This is a genomic window from Kitasatospora sp. NPDC057223 (genome assembly GCF_042669755.1).
Taxonomy (GTDB): Bacteria; Actinomycetota; Actinomycetes; order Streptomycetales; family Streptomycetaceae; genus Kitasatospora.
This window is the reverse complement of the sequence record NZ_JBHUWW010000033.1, coordinates 28,547-48,832: the sequence shown is the minus strand read 5'-3', so window position 1 is coordinate 48,832 and position 20,286 is coordinate 28,547. Positions and strand designations below refer to the sequence as shown.

Annotated in this window: 3 protein-coding genes; all 3 read left to right on the top strand. The window is 72.6% G+C overall.

The window, feature by feature from the left end; genetic code table 11:
- Positions 1 to 247 precede the first annotated feature (247 nt).
- From ACFUK0_RS14940 to ACFUK0_RS14930, 3 genes are read left to right on the top strand one after another with little or no spacing between them, the layout of a single operon-like run.
- Positions 248 to 2,557, top strand: coding sequence for a hypothetical protein (locus ACFUK0_RS14940; RefSeq protein ID WP_380250007.1), 2,310 nt, complete (start codon positions 248 to 250; stop codon positions 2,555 to 2,557).
- Between the two features lie 40 nt (positions 2,558 to 2,597).
- Positions 2,598 to 3,506, top strand: a complete 909-nt coding sequence (locus ACFUK0_RS14935) for a WXG100 family type VII secretion target (RefSeq protein ID WP_380250005.1) — start codon at positions 2,598 to 2,600, stop codon at positions 3,504 to 3,506.
- Positions 3,507 to 3,510: 4 nt separating this feature from the next.
- Positions 3,511 to 20,262, top strand: a complete 16,752-nt coding sequence (locus tag ACFUK0_RS14930) for a hypothetical protein (RefSeq protein ID WP_380250003.1) — start codon at positions 3,511 to 3,513, stop codon at positions 20,260 to 20,262.
- Positions 20,263 to 20,286 lie beyond the last annotated feature (24 nt).

Here is a 20,286-nt window from a genome sequence, read left to right as displayed (position 1 = left end):
GGACCGACCGGGCAACGGTGGCTCTCTCCGGAACCGGAGCCACCTGATGCCGCGTCGGTTGGTCCGACACCGTCCCGGCCGATGTGACGTGAAGCAGCACCGGCCGAGGCAGCGCCATCCGAGCAGACCCCGACGTTCCGACGTCCGACCGACCGCCACGTCGGTCGATCCGACGGCCGTCACCGGAACCACACCGGTGCCGGCCGTCGCCGGACCGACCCGACACCCTCTCAGAGAGCTTCCCGCCATGATCGAGCTGCCGGCCGACCTCGCCGAAGTACTCAAGACCGTGCAGAGCAACGAGAACGGCAAGGACATCGCCTTCCCGGACGGCGACGAGGAGCTGCTCGCCCAGCTCGCCGCCGCCTGGGACAAGTGGAACGAGGCCGCCGGCACCCACGTCCAGGCGATCGCCCAGGCCGCGCAGCGCGCGATGGCCAGCATGTCCGGTCCCGCCGCCGACAGCTTCCAGCAGTACCTGCAGAAGTTCGCCGCAGGTGAGGGCTCGCACGTCTCCACCACCCTGCAGGCCGGCAACGGCCTCGCGCAGGGCCTGCACGGCGCCGCCCAGGCGGTCGTCAGCACCAAGAACGAGATGATCCGCGAACTCCAGTACGCCAAGGAGTACATCGAGCAGAACCCGGCCGGCAAGAACGACGACATCGCGCAGTCCGAGGGCATCAAGCAGGCCGCCGCCACGTACCACCAGTACGTCAACCAGGTCGGCAGCGGCGTCGACGGCATGCTCCGGAAGAGCGCCGGCCACATCAGCGACATGACCGGGATGGGCAAGACCTGCGCGCTCGGCGGCGCCGGTGGCGCCGACGGTGCGGGCGGTGCGGGCGGCGTGGGCACGCCCGGCTACGCGGGCGGGCCGCTGGGCTCGCGGGCCGGTGGGATCGACCCGGCGACCGGGTTGCCGTTCCAGGCAGGGGCTGCGGGTGGGATCGACCCGGCGACGGGGCTGCCGTTCCAAGCGGGGGCTGCGGGTGGGATCGACCCGGCGACGGGGCTGCCGTTCCAGGCAGGGGCTGCGGGTGGGATCGACCCGGCGACGGGGCTGCCGTTCCAGGCAGGGGCCTTCGCGGCCGGTGCCGGATCCGCGCCGGACGCGTTCGGTGGTGGCGGTGGTGGCGGTGCCGCTCCGTTCAGCATGGGTGCCGTCTCCGCGCCGGACGCGTTCGGCGGCGGCAGCGGTGGTGGCGGTGGTGGTGGCGCCGCTCCGTTCAGCATGGGCGCCGTCTCGGCTCCCGATGCGTTCGGCGGTGGCGGTGGCGGCGGTTCGTTCGGCGGCGGATCCTTCGACGGTGCGGGTGGCGGCACCGGTGGCGGCGGGGCGGAGACGGCCAAGCTGAAGCCGTTCACGCCGCTGACGCCCACCATGGCGAACTTCGGTGGCGGCGCCGGAGTGAGTGACGGAACCCCGGTCTTCACCCCGCTGCCGGTCAGCCCCTCCCACAGCTCGCTGAACCTCGCCGGGCTGTCCGACCTCGGTGCCGGCGGCGGCGCCGGCGGTTCAGGATACGGCTCCGCCTCGGGTCTGGGCGGCGGTCTGGGCGGTGGCCTCGGCGGCGGTCTGGGCGGCGCGGGCGGTTCCGGGTCCGGTGGGCTGTCGCCGTTCGGCGGCGCGGGCGGCCTGGGAAGCGCGCTCGGCAGTGCGTTCGGTGGCGGCGGCGCGTTCGGCGGCGGGGCAGGCGGCATCGGCGGCGGGACGGGCACCACCACCGCGCACGCCGGCGGGCTCGGCGCGGCGTCGGTCGGCAGGTCGAGCGGCGCCGTCGGTGCGGGTGCCGGCTCCGGCTTCGGCTCCGGTGCGGGCAGCGGCAGCGCCGCCGCCCGGGCCGGTGGCGCGGCCGGCGGCGGCATGGCCGGCGGTCACATGCCCGGCGCGGCCGGCGGCGGCGGCCGCGGCGGCGGCAAGGAAGCCCGCAAGGGCAACCGCTTCCTCAGCCCCACCCGGTTCGGCGCCGATGAGGAGGAGGAGGAGCTGCTGGCCACGGATGCCGGCATCCTCGGCCAGGCCGGCGAAGCCGCCCCGCGCGAGCGGCAGCGGGAGCTCGCCCGCCGCCGCTGGCTGGACGACACCCGCACCGAAGGCACCTTCGGGACGCCCGAGGCCGCGGCCACCGAGACCGCCGCTGTCGGCGCTGACGCTGCCGCACCCACCAGCGAGCAGACGATGCTCAACCAGCTCGCCGGCGTGCTGCTCGGCGCGGGCACCGACCCCGAGGCGGCGGCGTCCACCGAGACCGCGACCGAGACCGCGAGCAGCGGCACCCCGACCGGCGAGACGACGGCTCGTCAAGCCGGCTCCAGCCCAGGTGAGTCGACGGGCGACACGGACGAGAGCTACCTGGAGCGCTCCCGGTCCGCCGCCGCACGACGCGGCCACCCCGACGCGCCCGGAGCAGCCGAACCGGCGTCCGCGTCCGCCGCGGCAGCAGCTCCGGCGGCCGCCGCCGGGCCCGCCCCGCTCCGCGAGGAGGGCGGCTACCAGGTCCCCAGTCCCTTCCTGCGCGCCGCACTCACCCGCCTCGCCGCCCCCGCCGCGGGCTGACCCTCATCCGCCGGCGAACCCGCACTGACGAAGGAACACCATGAGCAACGACGAGCCGGCCTGGTACGAGACCGAGGCCACCGCCAGAGTCGAACCCGACCACCTGGGCCGCCTCGCGTCGGAGAGGGTGGGGGTCGCCCAACCGATGGAACGGCTGATCCCGACCGAGGCGACGACCCCGGCGTTCCGCGTCGGCACCGTCGCCACCGAAGGTCAGTTGGCGGAGCCGTTCGAGCAGGCGAGGACGGCTGCTCATCGGTCGGAGCCGTTGTCGCAGGGGCGGTTGATGGAGCCGGAGCCGTTCGAGCAGGCGAGGACGGCTGCTCATCGGTCGGAGCCGTTGTCGCAGGGGCGGTTGATGGAGCCGGACCCGTTCGAGCAGGCAAGGCCGGCTGCTCACCAGTCGGAGCCGATGCGCCGGACCTCGGCCGCGCTGCCCGAGCAGCAGGCGCAACCCCGTACCGGCGCGGAGGCGGCCAAGCGGAGGGTTTCGGAGGACGGCGGCGGCGGCAATGCCGGGCGGGGCTTCAAGGTCGACCCGGAGCAGTACCAGGCGGCGGTGTCGCCGATGCTTGCCGCGTCCGAGCAGGTCCGGTCGCTGTACACCTCGTTGAGCGCGTTCCTGCCTTCGCTGGAGGCGCAGAACCCGTGGGGCAACGACGAGTCCGGCAAGAAGTTCGCCGAGGGTGAGAAGGGCTACCTGAAGTACAGCAAGGACACGCTGGAGGTCTTCAAGGGCCTGCCCGACGCGTTGAAGGGGATCGCCGACGGCCTGAAGGCGATGGCCCAGGGCTACCAGGGCGCGGACGAGGCCATCGCCTCCGACTTCGACGGCATGGACACCGGCGCCTACTCGATTCCCGCGCCGCCGTCCCTGCCGGGCGCCCCGGTGAACAACCCCGTACACATCCCGGTGACCCCGCGGATCATCCAGAGCGGAAGGCACTGACCAGATGGCTGTCGAACTCCCCGAGCCCCTCCAATGGGTGCTCCTGATGCTCGCAGGCTGCCGCTGGCCGGAGGCGGACGAGGACCAGCTCCGTGACATGGCCGAGCACTGCCGCCGGACCGCTGAGGGCCTCAAGGACGCCACCCAGAGCTCCGACGCCGCGATCAAGCGCGCGCTGGACGGCCAACAGGGCGTTGCCGCCGAGGAACTGAACAAGTACTGGGCCAAGTTCGCCACCGGTAAGGGCACCCAGGACGACCCCGGCTACCTGCCCGGCGCGATCAACGCGCTCAACGGCATGGGCGACATGCTGGAGCAGACGGCCAACTCCGCCGAGACCGCGAAGATCCAGATCATCGCCCAGCTCGGCATCCTCGCCTTCGAACTCGCCACCGCCGAGGCCGAGGCCCCGTTCACGGCGGGCGCCTCGCTGCTCCAGGTCCCCGTGATGATCGCGGGAAGCCGGGCCGTGATCTCCGCGCTCCTGAAGACCCTGCTCAAGGAAATGCTCACGATGGCGGCCAAGCAGGCCGCCCAGATGGCCGCGATCAACCTCCTCGCCCAGGGCATCGAACTCGCCGAGGGCCACCGCAAGAGCATCGACACAAAGGAGCTCGGCCAGAACGCCCTCGGCGGCGCGGTCGGCGGCGCCTCCGCCCACCTGATCGGCAAGGGCATCGGCGGCGCCGGCGCCAAGCTCGGTGCGGAGAGGGCGCTCAACTCCACCGTCGGCAAGATGGCCACCGGCGCGGCCGTCGGCGTCGGCGCGGACGTCTCCACCCAGCTCATCACCACCGGCAAGGTCGACAGCGAGTCGCTGCTCGGCTCCGGCCTCTCCGGTGGCGCGGGAGCAGGCCTGCACGCGGGCGCCTCCGCGATCAAGGGCCACGCCAACGCGCCCAAGCCCGCCGAGGTCCCGCACCTCGACACCGCGGGCCCCGCTGCCCACGGTGGCCAGGACGGCCCGCCGACCTTCGCCAAGCCCAGTACCTCCTCGGGCGAGGGCGGCTACCACGGCCCGGCGGGCGACACCGGCGGGGGCTCCACCACGCGGTCCGGCGGCGGCGACATCGGTTCCGGGATCGGCGCGGCCGCCGGTGCCGGCGGCGGTGCGGGCCTGGGCGGCGGCCTGAACTCGGGCGGCGGCTCGCGTGGCGGGACGGAGACGGCCGGGGGTTCGGTCTCGCACGCGAGCTCGGATTCGGGTTCGCAGGTCGGCGCGGGGTCGAGCTTGAGCGCGGGCACGGACTCGGGCTCGGGCTCGGGCTCGGGCTCGGGCTCGGGGGAGTCGCGCGTGAGCGGGCTGACCCCGTTCGGCTCGGCACGGGCGAGCGAGGCTCCGCCGTCGGTCACGTCGACAGGCGGCGGCAGCGGCAGCCACTCCGGCCCGGCCACCCACGAGGCAGCGAGTGCCGGTTCGGGTGGTGCCACGCGCTCCTTCGACGCGCCGGCCCCTCGCTCGGTCGGCAACGAAGCGACGGCCGTGCACGAGCCGGCGGCGGTCCGTTCGGAGCCGTCGGTGTCGAGTCATGAGCAGTCGGTCCGGCCGGATGCTGTACCGGCGGCGCATGAGTCTGCTCCGCGTCAGGAGCAGCCGGTTCATGAGTCTGCGGCTCAGCGGGGTGGTCCTGAGCCGACGGTGGTCCGGTCTGAACCTGCACCGGTGGCGCATGAGGCTGCGCCGCGTCAGGAGCAGCCTGTGCATGAGGCTGCGCCACGTCAGGAGCAGCCTGTGCATGAGGCTGCGCCCCGACACGAGCAGCCTGTGCACGAGTCTGCTCCGCGTCAGGAGCAGCCGGTCCATGAGTCTGTGACTCAGCGGGGTGGTCCTGAGCCGACGGTGGTCCGGTCTGAACCTGCACCGGTGGCGCATGAGGCTGTTCCGCGTCAGGAGCAGCCTGTGCATGAGTCTGTCCCGCGTCAGGAGCAGCCGGTCCATGAGTCTGTGACTCAGCGGGGTGGTCCTGAGCCGACGGTGGTCCGGTCTGAACCTGCACCGGTGGCGCATGAGGCTGTTCCGCGTCAGGAGCAGCCTGTGCATGAGTCTGCTCCGCGTCAGGAGCAGCCTGTGCATGAGTCTGCCCCGCGTCAGGAGCAGCCTGCGCACGAGGCTGCGCCCCGACACGAGCAGCCCGTGCACGAGACCGTGCCGCGTCAGGAGCAGCCCGCCGAGACCGGCGGGCCGCGGGTGGCTGCACCCGTGCACGGGGATCCGGTCGCGGCCAACTCGGGCAGCGGGCACAGTGGTTCCCCGCCGCGGGAGAGCGTTCCGGAGTCGTCCGACGTTCCGCCGCAGCGGAGCGGTACGGCAGCGGTGCCCAACCTGGCCGGGGCGCTCGGCGGTGCCGCGCACCTGGCCGGGTCCGGCGGCGACACGCACCTCGACGGCAGTACCCGGACCGCGGGAGGCCAGGCGCCGACCCGGCAGGCGCCCGAGACGGTGCCGCACCAGGTCGTGCCCGACGCCGCGACATCGACCGTCCAGCAGCCGGCCGGTACGCCGCCGATGACCGGTGGTTTCACGCCCGGTCCGGTGGCCGGCGGCGGGGCGGGCCACAGTACGGGCGGCGGCAGCCACACGCCGTCGACCTCTGCTGCCCCCAGGCCGACGACGCAGCGCCCGACGGAGCCGACCCCGCCGCCGGCAGGGGGCGGCATCCGCCCGGGTGCCGGTCGCACGTCCGACAGTCACCTGCCTCCGGCGGCGGGTACGTCGCAGCACGGCAACACCGGGCCTGCGAACACCCGCGCCGTCGGCGACCCGAACGCAGCCCCGCCGTCCACGTCCCGCAGCGGACGGACCGGCGACGAGCACCTGCCGCCGCCCCCGCCGCCGGTGAACACCCGGGTCCGCCCGCTCGACGAGCGGCCCACACAGGGCGAGTTGGCGAAGCTGCACCAGCACCCGGACGGTCCGGCGCTGATCCACCCGCCGGCAGCGGACCCGGCGGCGCTGCGGCGCTACAAGAACGACAACAAGTTCAACTTCCGGCTGACCGGAGAGCTGAACACGGCCGCGAACGCCCTGCCGCACAGCTCGTGGGGCCGGCACGACTCGCAGAGCCTGCTGCCCAACGGCAGGCCGGACGTCAAGGTCAGCCCGTACTCGCAGTCCTTCAAGTCGCACCTCGACCCGCTGACCCTCAAGGCTCTGCACCCGGTCCCCGCCAACGCGGTGACCCCGCACCTGCGCAACGAGCTCGGGCCGGGCGCCATGGCCTTCCAGGGCAACCACGTGCTGGAGGCGGCCGGCAGCCTGGACTTCCGTACGCAGGAGCACTTCCAGCAGCAGGAGATCCGCCGGAACGTCCTGGAGCGGCTGGCCCGGCAGGACGCCCAGCAGACCTGGCACCCGGTCGGCGAGCAGCGGGTGACCGACCACCTCGACGGCTCTACTTCGGCGATGGACGGCGTGAACCGCCTGCTCGGCGGGCACGGCGGTCGGCCCGGCTTCGACGGGATCGTGCTGGGCGAGGCGCACAACCAGTCGCCGAGCTGGAGCTTCCTCAACGAGAACATGCACGACCTGAAGGCCGCGGGCGTCGACAAGATCTTCGTCGAGTCGCTCCGCGACGACGCCTTCCAGCAGCACCTGGACGCCTTCCAGCAGCCCGGCGCGACCATGTCGCCGAACCTGGAGAAGATGCTCCAGGCCTACGACCGCAGCCAGAACTCCCCGCCCGGGGCCGGTCTCTACGACACGGTCGTGAAGGCGAAGGCCGAGGGCGTGACGGTCCACGCGGTGGACGGCTACCCGGCGCGGAGGCCGGCCGAGGGTGGCCGGCAGGCGCTGGAGGAGCGCGCCCGTCTGCTGAACTCGTACATGAACCACGCCATTTCGGAGTCCGGTGGGTCCGGCAAGTACGTGCTGGTCACCGGCAAGGCGCACGTGCACGAGCACGCGAGCAGCTCGCCGCACCGGATCCCGGGCGTGGCCGAGATGCTGGGCGCCCCCGCCGTCCGGCTCACCGACGCCGGCCGGCCGAACCAGTCGGGTGCGCCGCACGACGCGTCGACGAACACCGCCCCCGGAGACTTCCGGCTCGGCTACCTCGCCCCCGAGCCGGGCAGCGGCGCCCCGGGGAACGCGAACCAGCACCAGGGCGGCGGCGCCCAGCCCGGGCCGCACCCGGGTCAGGGCAGCCAGGCGCCGGCGTCCCGGAGCCTCGGTGGCAACGTGACGGCACCGCCCGCCCCGCCGACCCTGCACAACCCTGCGGAGACCGGCGCGCACGACCAGTCCCCCGACCCGCAGCAGCAGACGCGCGACGGGGTGGACCAGCCCGGTCACGACCAGGCCGGTCACGACCAGCCGCCGGCGGCGGTGCCGCCGGCCGGCGCCGACCGGCTGCGGCAGGACCTGCCGAATATGTCGCCGCAGGAGCGGGCCCAGGAGCTGGCCAACCTGTCGCCGGAGAACCGGCGTTGGCTGGCCCGCGACCCGCAGACCGTGGACTCGTTGAAGGCCGGGCTGCCGCCGCGCGAGTTCGCCGAGACGGCTGCCCAGCTGATCGTGCACGTCGATCCGCGGGCGGAGCAGGCCGCGTCCGCGCGGCACGAGGCGCAGCAGCAGGTCACCCGGCTGCTCCAGGACCCGGACACGGCGGCGCGGCTGTTGAAGAACGGCGCGGACGTCGTGATCGTCCCGAAGGACGTCCGGATGCCCGACGTCCCGGAGCTGCACGGGCTTCGCGGGGTGCACAACGACGGTGAGGCGGGCAGCGGCCGCGGGTACGACGACATGCGCGGCTCGGGCGGCCGGCACACGGCCATCACCGAGGAGAACCTGCTCGGCGAGCGTACTTCGATCGGGGAGGTCGGGCACTACCAGGACGGGTACTCCACCACCACGCACGAGTTCAGCCACACCGTGCACCAGTTCGGCCTGGACGCGCACGACCAGGCGCTGATCACGGACGTCTTCAACCGGAAGAGCGCCGACCCGGCCGCTCGGTGGCCGGACGGCCCGCTGCGCGGCGCCAACGGTGAGAAGAACTACTCGTCTCGCGACGAGATGGAGTACTTCGCCCAGGTCAGCAACGCGTACCTGGGGACGAACCACGGCACCGACCCGTTCACCCAGGAGCCCCGCAACAACGGCTCGAAGTGGGTGAAGGCCAACGAGCCCGAACTGCTCCCGCTGCTGGAGAAGTTGTACGGGCTCGACCCGGCCGCGCTGCGCGACCGCCAGGCCGACCCGGCGCTGGAGAACGGGCCGGACCCGGCCGTGCTGCAGGAGCGCCCGGCCAACCCGGTGAACGCCACCGACTTCGACAACGCCATGTACGAGGGCCTGCGCGAGTTCACGGACCACGTCGACGGCACCTCCGGCGAGCACCGGCCGCAGCTCGACCACCAGCCGCAGCCGGACGGCCGGCAGCCGCAGCGCGGCACCGCGGAGGACGGGCACCTGCCGCCCACGGCGCCGCCCGTCAGCGGTCAGGGGACGAGCACGCCGGTCAACCCGTACACGCACAAGATCAGCGGCGCGAAGGCCATGGAGGTCGTCGACACGTTCCTCAGCGGTTCCCCGGAGTTCCAGCAGGTCCGTGCCGACCTGGGACGCTACGAGCGGGCCGCCCTGAAGCCCGCCGACAGCGCCGCGATGCTCGACCAGTACCGCAGCGAGAAGCTGCACCACGTGGACCTGCTCTCGCGCAACGCGGATCAGCTCCCCAAGGCGATCGCCCAGGTGGACAAGCAGCTGAAGGACGTGCGCGACGAGCAGGCCGCCGGCGGTCACTCGCCCCAGCGGGAAGAGCAGCTCAAGTTCCAGGAAGACCAGTTGGTCGTCGCCAAGCAGCGCATCGAGGAGCAGCGCGCTCGGATGGCGATCTTCGAGCACGAGAGGCTGAAGGATCAGCTGAAGGGCCCGAAGCACCAGGCCGAACTCGCCGCCCGCACCTGGGAGCGGCACCAGGCGGAGGCTCTGGTGCTGCCGGGGAGCATCGACCGGATCAAGGCGGAGCAGGCGCGGACGAAGGAACTGCTGGACGCGGCCGAACAGAGCAAGAAGAACGCCGGATCGGACGCTTCCAAGGTTCACGAGGACCGGATCAAGGATCTGAAGCGCCATCAGAAGGAGCTGACGGACGCCCGCAAGCAGCGGGAGACGGCTCTGGCGGACGCACAGCAGGCGATCCTGAAGCCGGCCCCGACCCCGGTGTCCGGCACCCGTCAGGGCGGGGTCGCGGAGCCGGTCAGCAAGGACGGCTGGAAGCAGCTGGAGGACAACTACCGCAACGCGTTCGGCTATTCCGACCACGGGGTGATGAGCGGGCAGCCGCACGCCGAGAAGGTCGTCGAGCGGATGGCGAAGAACGCCATCAAGCTGGCCGACGCGAAGGTCAACCGCAACCACGTGATCGCCGACTACATGGTGCACAGGTACGTGACGGCGGCGGTGTTCAAGGCGCGCTCGCTGGACGAGGGCAGCCAGCGGCTGGCCTCCGACGCGTTCGGCGACTTCGTCGGCGCGATGGGCCCGGACGCGCACCGGATCTACGACAAGATCGGAGAGAACGCCGCGGACCGGCTCGCCAGGGGCGGCCCGGAGGAGGCGGTGCTGGTGCGCCGCGACCTGGAGGCCACGGCGGCCGACGTCGACCTGAGGGCCACCTACGGGAACGAGAAGCTGCCGGAAGCGTTCGACACGGCCGCGATCGTCGACCACCAGAGCGCCGAGGGCGCCCGGGTGAACCTGGAGCGCGAACTCGGCCGCAACGGCCTGGACGGCCCGGCCCGCGAGCAACTCGACCGACTGGCGGGCACGGTGGACGCGCTGCCGCCCAGCCCGACGCCCGAACAGCTCACCGCCGTCCGCGATGCGGTGGGGGAGGTGCACCAGAAGGTCAAGGAGCAGGCGGTCGAGGACCTGGCCCTGGTCAACGGCATCACCGGGCCGCGGATGCTGGACGACACGGCGTCCGCGCTGCGCGCCGCAGCCGACGGCCGGGGCGGGCCGAACACGCCCGCCGGCCGGGACCGGCTGGCCGGGCAACTGGACGACCTGGCAGGCCACTTCACCCGGGCCGGCGGGGACCCGAAGGTGCTGCGTGAGCTGGCGGGCGACCTGCGCGACCGGCCGGACCTGGCCACCCCGGACCGGCTCGGTGGGCTTGCCGACCAACTGCCGGGCAGTCGGGACCAGTTGCGGCAGGCCGAGATCAAGCGGCGGCTGGACGAACTGTCCACGTCGGACACCGGCAAGCTGCCGGACGTGGAGCAGGAGCTGAAGGCGGCGAAGAAGGCCGAACCGGGCCAACAGGACGCCGTGAACGCCGCCGCGAAGAAGTACACGGATGCGGAAGCCAAGCTCGCCGCGGCCGAGAAGAAGGCCGAGGACTCGGCTGCCGCGGCCGAGGCCTCCCAGACGAAGGCCGACAAGGCCACGGCCGCGCAGGACGCCAAGGCGGAGAAGGCGGCCGCCGCTGCCGTGGAGAAGGCCCAGAAGAAGCTGGACGAGGCGAACGACAAGCTGTCCGAGACCCGGCGGAAGCTGGCCAGCGGCGCCGACCTCACAGCGCGACAGCAAGAGCTCTACCAGGCAGATCCGCGCAGCAAGAGCACCAGCGACCAGGACCGCAAGGCGGCGGCCCGGGTGGCCTGGGCCACGGCCGACGAGGAAATGGTCGGCAAGCAGTACGGCGGCGCGCACGCCCGGGCCGGGGCCGGGGAGAACCACCCGGCCGGGATGTTCGACCAGGCGCTCACCGCGCGGGTCGAGGACGTGCCCGCGCTGATCGAGGAGATCACCGCCGGCCTGTCCAACAGCTCCTCCAACCTGCGCTTCGGCGACGAGATGATCAACAAGTGGATCCAGAACTTCCTGGACCCGCACATCATCCGTGACCCGGATCTGCTGACCGCCGTCGACAGCGGCACACTGCCGCACGAGGTGCTGTTCGCGCCGCACACCGCCGACCTGCTGCAGGCCGTGCGCGGCCTGGAGGCGAACGGGTTGGTGCCGCCTGAGCTGCGGACCCTGATGGAGCCGAAGACCCAGGGCGACCTGGAGCGGCTGGCCAACAAGAACGACCTGAGCGACAGCGCTCAGATCGTCACCGAGGACCTCGGCGCGCTGTCCGCGCCCGCCTCCAGGCTGCCGGTCTCCTCCTCCGGCGACCTCGCGGCCCGTGCCGACAGCGGCGGCCTCCCGGCCGATCGGCTGTACGCGCTCGGGGAAGAGGGGCTGTACCAGCCCGACAAGGCACCCAGTAGGCCCCGCGCCGACACGCAGCAGGACGTGGTGATGGCCGACGCCAGCCAGTCGTCCTCGTCGTCCACTTTGCCCACGCACACCCCGGACGGGGACGTGGTGATGGCCGACGGCGCCGGCGGTACCACCGCGCACCCCGGCCTGAAGCGCGGCCGGGACGCCATGGACACGGACAACGACTCCGACTCCGACGGCACCACCCGCCCCGCCAAGATCCAGCGCCAGATGGCCGACCTCAGCCTGAACGGATCGACTCCGCCCCCGCCGCCCCCGCCGTCGTCGACGGTCCGGAACCGTGGCACGAACGGCAGCGGCGGCGATCTGCTGCCTCCGCCGCCACCGCCGGTCAGCCACGGCAGCGGTACCCGCGACGTGACCCTGCCTCCGCCGCCCCCGCCGGTCGGCGTGGTCGGCGAGACGTCAGGGGCGGTCCATGAGACGCCCGTTCAGGAGCACTCGTCCCCCGTGCAGCAGCCGCACGTCGAGCCGCCGTTGCCGCCGGCCGAAGCAGGCGCCGTTCCGCCGGTGGTCGAGGGCGGCGTTGCTCCGGTGGATGTGGCGTTGCCGCCGTCTCGGCCGGAGAGCCCGTCGGTCGAGGGGAACGGCTCCACCGTTCCGGCCGGCCCGACGCACGACAGCAGCCACCAGGAGGTCTCTCGGCAGCAGGAGTTGACCGGACAGCTGGTCGACTACCTGGGCGGCGAGGCGAAGGTGCACCCGCCGATGAGCAACTCCCTGCTGCAGAAGGTCAGTCCGCACGAGGTTTCGACGCAGACCGTTGAGAGTGCGCGGCCGGCCCAGGACCTGAACGCCCGCCTGGAGGACGTCGCGGCCTACCGGGACACCCACTTCGGGCGACCGCGGGTCTCCGGGCAGCCGCCGCACGGCGACGTGCCGGTGAGCGGTCCGGATGGATCCGCCCGGTTCGGCCAGGGGCCGGACGCGATCGGGACGTTGATGGACCAGGTACGGGAAGGCGGGAAGGGCAGCTTCGCCACCGTGCTCGGCACCGGTCCGAACGGAGAGGGCCACGCCGTCGCGCTGGTCCACGACCGCGACGGGCAGCTGCGCTGGGCCGACCTGGCGGACCACAAGGTGTCGCCGGCGACCGGCGGACTGCCGGGGAACTTCCACGCCGACTGGACGGTGTGGGCGTCCGTCAGCGACCCCCACGGGAACATCGTCTCCGGGCGGCACGAACCGGAGATCACGGACACCACCTCCACCACGGCCCGGACCGAGACGCTGAACGGCGACCGGGGCGGCGCGCCGAAGGGCGACTCGCCGCTGCAGAACATCCCGAAGCCCGCCGATCGGACCTCGTCCCGCGACGGCCGGTCGGAGGACCTGCCGGAGAACGGCGGGACCGTCCCGGTGACGCCCCGTCCGGCCGACAGCTCCTCCACCGTCGTTCCGCCGGCCGGTACGCACGGGGTCGGGGCATCGACCCGCCCGCGGTCGGCCTCGGACCCGTCCGGCCTCGGCCCGCGCACGCCCGCGCCGCGGTCGGCGGACGGCAGCACCAACCCGTTGACGCGCAGCAACTCCTCGGAGGCCACCGCCTCGCGCGCGACCACCACGGCCGAGTCGCACACCATCACCACCACCGAGTCGCACGCCACGATCACGCCTGAGCCGCACACCACCACGGCCGAGTTGCACACCACGATCACGCCTGAGTTGCACGCCACGATCACGCCTGAGTTGCACGCCACGATCACGCCTGAGCCGCACGCCACGATCACGCCTGAGCCGCACGCCACGATCACGCCTGAGCCGCACACGACGACGGTGGAGTCGCATGCCACCACCATCGAGCCGCCTGCCACGATCACGGAACCCGGTACCAAGACAGGCCAGGAGAGCGTCAAGGAGGAGGGACTCGAGACGCCTCTCACGCAGCACAGCGAGCACGCGCCCGTGACGGAGTTCCCGCCGCTCGGTGAGCGGGTCGCGGTGAAGGGTGACGGCCTCTGCCTGATCCACTCGCTCGAAGCCAGCGCCCCCGGTCTGGCCGGCCGGCACCCGGAGGGCCTTCAGAAGGCGGTCGCGGACCACTTCGGCACCCTGCGTCCGGAGGACTGGCCGACCGAGGTCATGTCCAACTACCGCAACTACCTGCTCAGTCGGTCGAACCTGGGTGAGAGCAAGCTCCTGGAGTTCCTGCCGGCCGAGAACCGGCCCGGGTTCGTCGGGATGCCCGACGACCAGCTGCGGGGGATCATCTCCGATCACCTCGCCGTCAACTCGCCGGATCCGTCGCCCCGTGAGCAGCAGGATCTGCTTGGCACCGTCGGGGACTGGGCGGCCCGATGGGGGTCGGACGAGGGGGAGATGCTGCCGGCGGCAGCCGCCCACGCGCTGGACCTCCGGCTGCGGGTGGTCGACCACGACGGGATCACCCAGGCGGTCTTCGGGCCTCCCGGCGGGACGCCGGTGACGGTGTACCACCGCGGGAACCACTACGACGGCAGTGAGCCGCAACCGGTCACCCCGGGGAGCGGCCACACCCCGCCCGCCCCCGAGCCCGAGGTGAAGGCTCCGGTCGAGCCCGAGGTCAAGGCTCCGGTCGAGCCTGAGGTGAAGGCTCCGGAGAGCGAGCAGCCGCCGTCGAAGGAGACGCCCGAGGTCGAGCCGCAGCCCAAGCCGGCTCCGGCCCCGGAGGGTGAGCAGCCGCCGGTCAAGACCCCCGAGAGCGGGTCGAAGCCGCTGGAGCCCGGCACCGTCGTCAAGGCGATGCCGATCGCGGGCACCGACCTGGTGGTCGGGCTGACCGAGCGCGAGACGCTGGTTCGGGAGAAGGTCATCGACATGCTGGCGCGGTCCGTGCCGGGTGACCGGGCGGCGGCCCGGGCGTTCGCGGACGCGAATTTCGGTCCGGCGACGCTGCGTCCGATGCTCAGCGCGCTCTCGCGGGGCGAGGTGTGGACGGCCCCGTTCGAGGGCAACGGCTGGAGCGGCAGTGTCAAGCTGCGCGGCCAGGTGACCGGGTCGACGTACATGGGCCAGAAGAAGATCGAGTTCGAGGACGGTGCCGACCGCGCCGTGGCGATCGGCACCAACCAGGACTCGGCGTGGCAGTTCAACGTCGGAGTCCAGACCAGGCAGGCGCGCGGCATCGGTGAGCCGCAGGAACTCGTGGCCTACTACCACGACCGTGGTCAGGCCGAGGTCAACATGGACCTCGGCGGCACGGTGGCGCGGTCGAAGACCAATGAGGAAGCCGACCTGTTCCGGTCGACGATGCGACTGGAACTCGACTTCAACGACCTGAGCCACCGAGGCACTCCGGTGAGCAACGAGTCCGGCGGGCGCACCGAGACGGTGGACCTCGGCCTGGCGGTCGCGGTCCCGCAGCGCCCGGAGATCACGGCCGGCAGCGAGCAGCGGGTTCCTCCGCAGCGGCTGCAGGACGGCCGTGTCGGCGGCCAGGAGGTCGTGCTCGACCTCTCGCCGCGCGGCGCGTCGCATGACCGTCCGCCGGTGGAGGGGCTGCTCGAAAAGGCCGATGCCGCGGCCCGGGAGGAGTTCGGCAACGACTGGCCCGCGATGCGCGACAAGGTTCTCGCCGAGGTCGACTTCGCCCGTCTCCAGCGCGACCTGAAGAGCATGACGGCGGGCGAGCCGGTCTCCGTCACGCTGACGGACCGGCGTGGAAATTCGCTCGGAACGGTGGAAATCACCGCGCGGGTCGGGGAGTTGAAGCAGGTCGGCACCACCAAGGAGTCCGAGTTCAACATCGGCACCAGCATGCAGCAGGTGCGCAGCGCGTCCTCGAACAGCGGCCACGCGGGCCAGGTCGGGTTCTCGTCCGTGCTGAAGCCGGGCGCCGCCCTGGTCACCCCTCCGGGCGTCGCCGGGCGACTCGGCCGCGACACCGTCTCGATCGTCGGTGAGGCCCGGACCTCACAGCTGACCAGCAAGTCGAAGGTGCCGGGCGTCGTCTACGACGGCGCTGTCCACTTCGACCTGTCGTTCAACGGCAAGTCCGTGGCGATCGATGCGGGCGCGGCGGACGTCCGGCTGCTGGTCGACCGCGCGGACACGGCACCCGAGCCGGTGAAGGCCGATCCGGCCGCGACGGAGCCGAAGGACGGGACCGTACCCGAGCCCGAGGGGACCGCCCCGAAGGCGGAGGGATCCACCACCGAGCCGCAGCTGCACGAGGTCGTCAGCCCGCCTGCCAGCGTCTGGCACAGTGGCGACGACACGGGCGGGCTGGGCGAGACCGTCGTCGTCCGCGACCTGGAGAGCACGAAGGCGCTGCGCGCGGCAGTGGACACCGCTGGGCGGGCGAAGTTCGGCAATGACTGGGACGCCGTCCGCGACCAGGTCATGCGCGGGTTCAGCCAGCCGAACCTGTCCGCCCGGCTGACCGGGATGACCCGCGGTGAGCCCCTGGAGATCAAGATCCCGGGCAAGGAGTCGCTGGTCGTCACCGCCGTCGCCAGGGTCGAGACGATGACCTACCGCCGGGAGGACGAGAAGGCCGAACTCAACACGGTGAACGAGACCAGCTCGTTCAGCCTGGACCGTCGGCTGGGGGCGCGCACGACCATGGAGCAGGGCTACGTCGGCGGCACACCGGTCAAGGGTGCGCCGGGCCTGGACCTGACGGCCCACGCGTCCGCCGAGCAGCGGCGGCGCTCCGGCGGGCAGGGCCGGCAGGCCGACCGGGTGTACGCCAGCGGCAAGTACAGCGCACCGCAGGTCATTTACGGGACCGAACTGGTGATGGACATCCACATCGGCCGGCCCGGCGAGGCGAGCGGCGGTCGGCCCGCGGTGTCGGTCCCGGTCCGCGCCGAGGTGGGCATGGACGCCCGGGACACCGTCAAGGTCCAGGCGCCCCGCACCGAGGACGGCGTGATCGACTTCAAGCGGCCCCCGGCGGACTCGGCGGACGGCACCGCGCCGAAGCCGGACACCACCACCAGCACTGCGCCGAAGCCGGACACGGCGGACGGCACCGCGCCGAAGCCGGACGTGACCACGGGGACCACGCCGAAACCGGGCACGACGGACGGCACGGTGCCGAAGCCGGACACCACCAGCGCCGCGCCGAAGCCGGTCGCGACCCACGATGCACCGAGCCGGATGCGCGTGCAGCGGGAGCTGAACGCGTCCTACGTGGTGCACAGCCTGAGCGGTGCCGACAAGGTGCGTTCGGCGGTGGAGGAGGCGGTGCGCTCGAAGCACGACGGGCCGTCGGACGAGGTGCAGCAGCGGATCAACGCGAGCTTCGACCGGGTCGCGCTCAAGACCCAGCTCTCCCAGCTCACCCGCGGCGGGAAGATCACCCAGACCGTCTCCGGCAAGACCTGGTCGGCCGAGATCACCGTCCGGGCCCGGCTGGGGGACTCCACCTACCACTCCCAGGCGGACAAGTACGAATTCGAGTCCGGCACCCGGGCGTCGAGCGGCCAGGGCAACCTGCACGACGGACGCGACCGGATGGCCGGCGGCGGCCGGGCCAACATCAAGGCGCCGTTCGTCAGCATCCCGACCGGCTACGGATACCGGGTGGAGCGCACCTACGGCCAGACGACGGAGACGATCGGTTCGGTCTCGAACCGCGGCAAGCACGTCGAGAAGGCCGTGTTCTTCGACGTCAACGCGTCCTACGACGTCGAGGTCAAGTTCACGCAGCTGGGCCTGTCCCACGGGACCGTCACCCAGCAGGTGGACACGGTGGCGCGGGTGGCCGTTCCGGAGCGCGACGCCGAGCCGGTGGGGGGTCGGGCACCGCGGGTCACGACGCAGCAGCCGAAGAGCTTCGTGGACCACCAACGCCTGGACTCGTCGGCGATCATCACCGACGTCCACACTTTGCCCGGCCTGGCGCCGACCGTGTCACCGACCCCGGCGAACGGTGCGGTGGACGGCGCGGCGAACGGTTCCGCCGGGACGAAGCCGGGCCCCGGTCGGCCCCTCGGCGAGTCGATCCTGTCCCAGGTGGAGTCGGGCTGGAAGCCCGGCGGCCTGCGTCTGCCGAGCTTCGGGCGGAAGGGGAAGTCCGGGTTGGAGAGCAACCCGTTCGGCAGCGACTGGGCGGACATCCGCCGCGAGCTGGATGCGGAACTCACCCCTGACAAACTCCAGTCCAGGCTCAAGGCCATGACGGCCGGCGACGAGATCGTGGTGAAGTCCGGGCGGACCACCGTCCGGGTCCGTGCCGTCCTCCGCGACAAGTTGGAGCACCTGGGCGACTCGGGCACCACCGAGTTCAACGCCGGCACCGACGTGCAGCGGAACTTCGCCACCACCAAGGGCACCGGCACCACTCACCAGGGCCTGCTCGGGGCGGTCGCCTCCGTCCCGCTGCCGCATGCGCCGGCCGTCTCGGTGACCGGCGGTGTGATCGGCACCGGAGGACACGGCCACAACCAGGTGGACACCCAGAACCGGAGCACCACGGCCGGTGCCGCCACCAAGACCAAGACGGACGGCAGCGCCTACAAGGGCGAGGCGGAGCTCCAGTTCACGATCACCCGGAAGCCGTGGGGCGGCACCCAGGTCTACCAGCGGCGCACCGCGGTGATCGGCTACGAGGCCATCGTGGAGTCCGGCGAGACCGTGCCGGTCACGCCGAAGCCCACCGCTGACGCCACCACCACTACCACCACCAGCGGGCGGCCGGGCACCGACGCGACCGACGTGCCGGCCGTCGAGCAGCAGCGTCCCGCGACGGACGCGACCACCGGTGGCAAGCAGCAGCCCGCGACCGACGTGCCGACCGGCGACAAGCAGCAGCCCGCGACCGACGTGCCGACCGGCGACAAGCAGCAGCCCGCGACCGACGCGACCGACGCGCCGGCCGGCGGCAAGCAGCCGCAGACCGTCTCGCTCCAGCCGTCCGCGCCGGAGACCGTCCGGGTCCCGCCGGAGCGGGTCTGGGAGACCGGCCTGCGCGACACCGACATCCTGCGTTGGCTCGGCGACGTCGGCGGCGTCCAGGACCTGGTGCGGCTGCGCGGACCGCAGTACTTCGGCGCGTCGAGCTGGCAGAAGATGGAACCCCAGGTCGGGAAGGTCACCACGCACAGCCACCTCTCGGCGCTGTTCGGCAGTGCGAGTCAGGGCGCGGAGGTGGCGGCGACGGTCCCGTCCGGCAAGGTCCTGTTCGGTGGCGGGAAGGGGGTGGAGATCGGCGTGAAGGTCGTCTCCCTGGAGAGCCGGTCGAGCGGCAAGGCCGATGTGGCCCCGGCCAACACGCTCTCCTCCGGCGGCGTTCACTACGACCTCACGGCGAACAACGCGGGCGCCCAGGGCCAGGTCGGCGCCAGGATCACCGGTGACCCGACCTCCAACAGCCCGTCGCTCATCGGCGGGGCGGCCCGGGTCTGGCGCGAAGGCGGCGGGTACGGCGACTCCGGCCAGGTGATCTCCAACGGCAAGTACTCCGACGACATGGCGCGTTACACCGGTTACGCCGAGGTCGACGTGACGTTCTTCAACGGGAACAAGGAACGGGTCACGGAGAAGGGCATCGTCCCCTTCACCGTGGACATCCCCGCCTCGGAGACCACGGCGAAGGACGTGCCGGGCGACCACTACGCGGCCTTCACGCCGGAGCAGAAGGGCGGCGAAACGCGCCTCACCGAAGGGTCGTGGCGACTCGCCGAGGTCGAGCGGGCACTGACGCCGGACGACGGCAAGCCGCCGACCGGCGAAACCTCGTCCGCCCCTGCCCCTGCCTCTGCCCCCGCCCCTGCTCCTGCTCCTGCCCCCGCCCGAACCCCCGCCCAGCACGAGCAGCTCATGGGCACCGCGCGGCTCGGGCAGGCCTTCGCCAACGAGGAGTTCACCGCCGGCACCGACGCCGGGGTCGCCCGCATCAAGGCGACCCACCGGCTGGTCGAGCTGGCCGGCGGCACCACGGCCGGCACCTCCACCCTGCTCGGGGACCTGCTCCACGCACCCGACGGGGCCCCGCTGAAGGCGGAGGAGGTGCGCCAGGTGATCGACTACGTGGCGCGGAAGAGCGCCGCGGGGCCGGTCACGCTGGACGACCTGGTGGCCGGAGCAGAGGACGGCTGGCCCGCCCACGAGCCGTACGAGATCCACCGCGGCACGTGGACCGACAACGGCCCCGCCAGCGAGCTGGTCACCGCCGCCATGGCGACGGTCGCGGACGCCACCCGCCCGCTGCTCCAGGACGGGGCCCCCACCCCCGGGCAACTGCACCTCACCGTGGCCGGCGAAGGCCCTGAACTGCCGCTGCGCCGGGTGTTCGACCTGGACGGCGGCCCGGCGGTGGAGCAGATCCGGAAGATCGAGGAGGCCACCTACCTCAAGCCGGGCACCCGGCCGAGCGAGGTCACCGTCCGGCTGGCCGGCACGCCCGGCACGGGCCAGGACTGGGACTACCGGGTCACCGCCCGGTCCGACCGCAGCCGTGAACTGATGATCCGTCAGCTCGGTCCGGAGGAGGGGAAGCAGCGCGACCCGCAAGCCCAGGACGAGGCCGACGCCCGCTCCGCCGGGCTCACCCGGTTCGTCGCGGACCGCACCGGAGCACCGGAGGAGTCCGCCTGACCCAGCGGGACAGGGGGCGGCAGC

Coding starts and splice junctions, on each gene's coding strand:
- ACFUK0_RS14940 (WP_380250007.1), top strand. CDS start 248: ATGATCGAGCTGCCGGCCGACCTCGCCGAAGTACTCAAGACCGTGCAG.
- ACFUK0_RS14935 (WP_380250005.1), top strand. CDS start 2,598: ATGAGCAACGACGAGCCGGCCTGGTACGAGACCGAGGCCACCGCCAGA.
- ACFUK0_RS14930 (WP_380250003.1), top strand. CDS start 3,511: ATGGCTGTCGAACTCCCCGAGCCCCTCCAATGGGTGCTCCTGATGCTC.